General features: G+C 62.0%; 2 protein-coding genes. Both read right to left on the bottom strand.

Features of this window, described 5'->3' with window-relative positions; translation table 11 throughout:
- Positions 1–77: cation transporter (locus QWI17_RS23580; RefSeq protein ID WP_368045318.1), on the bottom strand; the 77-nt coding region annotated here is incomplete at its 3' end.
- A gap of 12 nt (positions 78–89) precedes the next feature.
- Positions 90–392, bottom strand: a 303-nt coding sequence (locus QWI17_RS01520; protein ID WP_302720726.1) for a MerC family mercury resistance protein, incomplete at its 5' end; no start/stop codon positions are given.

Raw genomic sequence — 392 nt, 5'->3', positions numbered from 1 at the left:
GGGATCTTCTCCAAGGCCTCTTTCACATGCTCGACACAGGAGGCGCAGGTCATGCCGACGATTTGTAGTTTGGTCATAGTGTTATTCCTTCATTTTGGCGGAGTCGGACAGGACGTCGGGGAGCAACGGCGGTGGGCGGGCGACACGAGATCCCAGATGGACACCCCAAACATGAGGGCCAGGCCGATATAGAGCAGCCAGCCGCTCCGCCAGCCGTGAGCCAGCATCAAATACACCGCTATCAGCACCAGGGCCGGGCCGATCAGGCCAGGCGCAGCGCGTCGCCACTGCCGGTGACTGAACCCGCCGAGGGCATTGACGAGCAGGGCCAGCCCGGCAAATAACGGCAGCAGCGTGGTGATGAACAGGCCTTCCCACTGGCTCAGAAAGCC

The organism is Gilvimarinus gilvus, assembly GCF_030518155.1.
In the GTDB taxonomy this organism is placed as follows: Bacteria; Pseudomonadota; Gammaproteobacteria; order Pseudomonadales; family Cellvibrionaceae; genus Gilvimarinus; species Gilvimarinus gilvus.
Note: the sequence above shows the minus strand (reverse complement) of the source record. Positions and strands in the feature narration are given on the sequence as shown.